At 58.4% G+C, this 4,947-nt stretch carries 4 protein-coding genes and 1 pseudogene; 3 read left to right on the top strand and 2 right to left on the bottom strand.

All coding sequences use genetic code 11. From position 1 onward, the window contains the following. Together EO133_RS07145 and EO133_RS07140 are read left to right on the top strand one after the other, a co-directional pair. A partial coding sequence (locus EO133_RS07145) for a Fic family protein (RefSeq protein ID WP_164734917.1) occupies nt 1-1,320 on the top strand: 1,320 nt, incomplete at its 5' end. Nucleotides 1,321-1,341: 21 nt separating this feature from the next. Further along, a pseudogene (locus EO133_RS07140) lies at nt 1,342-1,649 on the top strand (hypothetical protein); the annotation flags it as partial. 423 nt (nt 1,650-2,072) lie between these two features. Here EO133_RS07140 and EO133_RS07135 read toward each other — a convergent pair. After that, nucleotides 2,073-2,600 (bottom strand): DDE-type integrase/transposase/recombinase, encoded by a 528-nt coding sequence (locus EO133_RS07135; protein WP_280516094.1) that lies wholly within the window; start codon nt 2,598-2,600, stop codon nt 2,073-2,075. Nucleotides 2,601-2,631: 31 nt separating this feature from the next. Between EO133_RS07135 and EO133_RS07130 the strand changes: the two genes are divergently transcribed. Then, nucleotides 2,632-4,188 (top strand): ISL3 family transposase, encoded by a 1,557-nt coding sequence (locus tag EO133_RS07130; protein ID WP_127071968.1) that lies wholly within the window; start codon nt 2,632-2,634, stop codon nt 4,186-4,188. Nucleotides 4,189-4,263: 75 nt separating this feature from the next. Here the strand turns inward: EO133_RS07130 and istB are convergent. Further along, the coding region (gene istB / locus EO133_RS07125; protein ID WP_127071967.1) for an IS21-like element helper ATPase IstB at nt 4,264-4,947 on the bottom strand (684 nt) is incomplete at its 5' end.

Raw genomic sequence — 4,947 nt, 5'->3', positions numbered from 1 at the left:
CTGCGCCATGAGCCGATCGATCTTCTGGTTCTCAAACGCATCCTCGATGCGTTGCCGGAACAGGACCTCATAGATTTCATCCAGCGAACACCGACCGGCGCGGTGACGCGACGTGTGTGGTTCTTTTATGAAACCTTGAGCGGCAAGCGGCTCGATATCGACGACGCCCCCACAGTCACCGCCGTCGACGCACTCGATCCCGAAGCCTATTTCACCGGCCCCGCGTCGCTGTCCCTGCGCCATCGCGTGCGCAACAATCTGCTTGGTACGGGCGCGTTCTGTCCGATTATCAGGCGCACAGAAAAGCTGGAAGCATTTCTGGCCCTCGATCTTTCCAGGAAGGCACAGGAGACGATAGGGCGAACCGGCGCTCACATTGTTTCCCGGGCTGCAAGTTTTCTGTTGCTTGCAGACAGCCGCGCGAGTTTCGAGATCGAAGGGGAACGCGCGCCAGCCAGTCGGCTCGAGCGTTGGGGACGTGCCGTTCTCGGGGCTGGCAAGCGTCCGCTCAACCAGACCGAAATCTACCGACTGCACCGCATCCTGATCGGCGACGATCGGTTCACCGAGATCGGATATCGCAGCGAGGGCGTATTTCTGGGCGAGCGGGATCACAACCATGATCCTTTGCCCGAGTTCATCGGTGCCCGTCCTCAGGATGTTCCCGACATCATGACCGGCCTCAATGAATGCAACAACAGGCTGCGGACCTCAGACGTCGATCCGGTTCTGCAAGCTGCCGCGATTGCATTCGGGTTCGTATACGTCCACCCGCTGGTCGACGGCAACGGACGTTTGCACCGCTGTCTTGTCCACCACGTGCTCGCCGAGCGTAAATACACCCCGCCCGGCATGGTGTTTCCCGTCTCGGCCGTCATGCTGGATCGCATCGACGACTATGCCACGATCCTCAAGCGGCATTCCGGTCCCCTGATGGAGTTCATCGGCTGGCGGGCCCTGCCTAACCATAATGTCGAGGTCACCAACGACACCGCGGACCTCTATCGCTATTTCGACTGCACCGAGGAGGCCGAGTTCCTCTATAGCTGCGTGCAGCGAACCGTCGAGATCGATCTGCTGCGCGAGATCGACTACCTAAAATGCCGCGATCAGGCGCTCACGGCCATCATGAACTTGGTCGAAATGCCCGATCGCATGGCGCAGGACCTCATCATGCACATCCGTCAGAACGGCGGCTTGCTCAGCAAACGCCGCCGTACCGGCGAGTTTGAGAAGCTGCGCGACGACGAGGTCAGTCGGATTGAGGCAATTGTCGCTGACGCCTTTGAAGGTTTCGATGACAGATATAGCCTGAAATAGAGAATTGCGGCAAAGAAGACGATGATCGACAGCCGTGATTTTCTTGCCGCCAAACGCAGGGCCGACAATGAGGTGATCGTGCCCTCCGGTCCGAAGATCGCCTGTTCCGGCGGTGACACAACCGACCACAGGCTGATCTGGGCGAAGCTCGATCGGGCTCACGCCAAGGCCGCGCCCTTCAAGCGCAACGAAGCCATGCTTGCGGTTTCGCTGATCGAGTCATCGTCTTCCCCGGCACCGGTATTCAGGAGAACTTTGTCGACAAGGCTCGGAAGCTCGGCATCCAGGTCTGCATCTGGCTGAGATCAACTGATGCAAATCGGGTTTAATTCAATGAGTATCGGTCCCGACCAAACCGGCTTGGAGTTGACCGATGATCGCGCCGATCTGACCTGAAGCGAGCATGCCTGGGCCGAGTCTATGTGCAGTGGCAAGGCTGCAAAAAAACTCCTCTAAACATGCATTGATGTCTAGAGGCGCATTAGCAAGACTGAAATTGGCTTTTTATGGCTCTTGGCAGTAAGCACAGCTTTCGCCTCCCCCTCCCCAGCCGATCCCTTGATCTAGCTCCACTGGGCACGGCTACTTGAAGGCGGTGATGTCGGCCATTGATCGTCTCATTTTGGGCTTCGAGACGATGCAGTCGCGCCGACCTTATTGCAAGACGTTTGGTCTGGACTGTTCGTCTTTGGTGTCGGGTTCCAGATTTGGTATGAACCGGCCCGGGTTTGCCGGAGGCCATTTGGTTTAAGTTATGCGGCCATGGCCGATTGTTCCAGTGCCGCGTAGAAGTTTGCCTCGGCTTCGGCTGGCGGGATGTTGCCGATGGGCTCGAGCAAACGCCGGTGATTGAACCAGTCTACCCATTCGAGGGTGGCAAACTCTACTGCTTCAATGGTCCGCCATGGCGCTCTTGGATGGATCATCTCTGCCTTGTAAAGACCGTTGATGGTCTCGGCCAAAGCGTTGTCGTAGCTGTCTCCAACGCTGCCGACTGACGGTTCGATGCCGACCTCGGCTAGGCGCTCGGTATAGCGAATGCTGACATATTGCGATCCGCGATCCGAATGGTGAACCAGACCCCCGCTATGGATGGGGCGGCGGTCGTGTATGGCTTGCTCGAGGGCGTCCAGAACGAAGCTGGCATGGGCGGTGCGGCTGACCCGCCAACCCACGATATAGCGGGCGTAGACGTCGATCATGTTGATTGCCGTTGAGATCTGACCCGGTATTTTCACCGAGAATTGGCTCTGACTCAAATTTGCTGCTGTTGCGGCCAACGCTGGTGTTGATTCGTAGGAGGATCAGCAGATGAGACATGGCTTTCAGCGCGCGAACGTCGCGCCGGATGGTTTTGTAGTAGATGCGGTGCAGGTGGTGGCGGACAGGGTGCAAATTCTGCTGCGCTCTCGCCAACCTTGGGGAACCTGTCCTAGCTGCGGGGGCCGAAGCCGGCGGGTACAAAGCCGCTATAGGCGGCGGCCCGCAGATTTGCCGCTTGGTGGGCGACGGGTAGAGCTTTCGATCCTGACGCGTCGGTTTTGGTGTGATGGTGTTCTTTGCGGCCGCCGCATTTTCTGCGAGCCGTTCGATGACAGAGTCTTGGCCCGGTATAGTCGGCGCACGCAGCGCCTCGAGACCATCGTGCACCACCTCGGCCTGGCTTTGGGCGGCAGACCTGCGGCCAGTTTTGCGGATCGTCTCATGATGCCGGTCAGCAAAGACACATTGCTGCGCGTTGTCCGGCGGCGAGCCACAGAACATGGTGATGTGCTGTCGATCATTGGAATTGATGATTTCGCCTTTCGGCGCGGGCAAACCTACGGGACGATCGTTTGCGACCTGGAGCGTCGCAGGCCGGTCGCTCTGCTGCCAGATCGTGCGCTGAATACCTCTCGCGCCTGGCTAGCCGAGCATCCATCCATATCGATCGTAGCTCGAGATCGTGGCGGCGGCTACGGCGAGGCGATCGCCGGGGCATTGCCGAATGCGGCCCAAGTCGCCGACCGCTGGCACCTCATGGAAAACTCAAGCCGTTCCTTTCTTGATGCCGTCGGTAAGTCCATGCGCCAGATCAGGCAGGCGGTCGGCAGCAATATCGTCGATCCCAAGCTGCTGACATATGCCGAAAGGCTGCAATATGAGGGATATCTGCGCCGGCAGGAGACCAATGAAGCCATTCGGGAGTTGTCGAAGAAGGGAACCTCGATCCGACAGATCGTGCGTCAGACAGGCCACAGCCGAAAACTTGTCCGCGATGTTCTGCGCGGCCAACGCTTGGATGTTTTCCGCACACGGCCGAGTTCGTTAGACGTCTGGTTGCCTTGGCTGAACGCCCGTTGGGACGAAGGCGCGCGGAATGCCTTGGCGCTCTGGCGCGAGATGCAGGCGCAGGGCTTTCCAGGGCAAAGCGGTGTCGTCTCGCAGTGGGCGCAACGCCGGCGTCTTGCTGAAAAGGCAAATCAAAGCGGGTTGGCGCGAACACCATCGGCGCGCGTCATAGCCAAGCTATTGACCACGGCGCGGGATGACCTCGCGAAGTCAGAAGCAATCCTGGTCGCCGCAATTGAAGTGAATGTACCCGAACTCGTGGTGGCCCGCACCACCATCGGTGACTTCCAGTCTATGATCCGATCCAGAACAGTGGCGAAGCTGGAGGAATGGTTGCAGGCGGCAAAACTCAGCCTCGTGAACTCATTTGCCAACGGTGTCGAAAAGGATATGGCCGCCGTCAGAAACGCGATCATCTCCCCGTGGTCCAATGGGCAGACGGAAGGACAAATCACGCGCCTAAAGCTCGTCAAACGGCAAATGTATGGGCGCGGGAAACTCGATCTGTTGCAGGCGAGATTGATCGGAGCTGCATAGCGAAGCTTCAGCAAATATGCGCCAGAGCCGAGAATTGACCCGCCTCATGGATATGATTTGGGTTTGGTCAGATGGTCAAGTCGGTGCTTTCTCCTTTTTGGTTTTTGTGGCCTGGGCCGAGCTGTTCCTGAACCGGAAGCTGTCGTTTCCGGTTTCGAGGATATGGCAGTGATGGGTGAGCCGATCGAGCAGCGCGGTTGTCATCTTGGCGTCTCCAAACACGCTGGCCCACTCGGCAAAGCTGAGATTGGTGGTGATGATGACGCTGGTGCGCTCATAGAGTTTGCTCAGCAGGTGGAAGAGCAATGCCCCTCCTGATGCGCTGAAGGGCAGGTATCCAAGCTCGTCGAGAATGACCAGGTCGGAATGGACGAGCCGATTTGCGATCTGCCCGGCCTTGCCCTGAGCCTTTTCCTGTTCCAGCGCATTGACCAGTTCAACGGTCGAGAAAAAGCGCACTCTCTTGCGGTGATGCTCAATGGCTTGGATGCCCAGGGCTGTGGCGATGTGGGTTTTGCCGGTTCCCGGTCCCCCTACCAAAACGACGTTGTCGCTCTTTTCGATGAAGGCACCGGAATGGAGCTGGCGCACCAGGGCCTCATTGATCTCGCTGCTGGCAAAATCAAAGCCGGCCAGGTCCTTATAGGTTGGAAAGCGTGCAACCTTGAGCTGATAGGCGATCGATCGTGTCTCGCGTTCGGCCATCTCGGCCTTGAGCAATTGGGAGAGAACCGGAACGGCTGCCTGGAAGGCCGGAGA

Source organism: Pelagibacterium lentulum, from assembly GCF_003992625.1.
GTDB lineage: Bacteria > Pseudomonadota > Alphaproteobacteria > Rhizobiales > Devosiaceae > Pelagibacterium > Pelagibacterium lentulum.
This window is presented reverse-complemented; position numbering and strand designations above follow the sequence as displayed.

Coding starts and splice junctions, on each gene's coding strand:
- EO133_RS07130 (WP_127071968.1), top strand. CDS start 2,632: ATGAGACATGGCTTTCAGCGCGCGAACGTCGCGCCGGATGGTTTTGTA.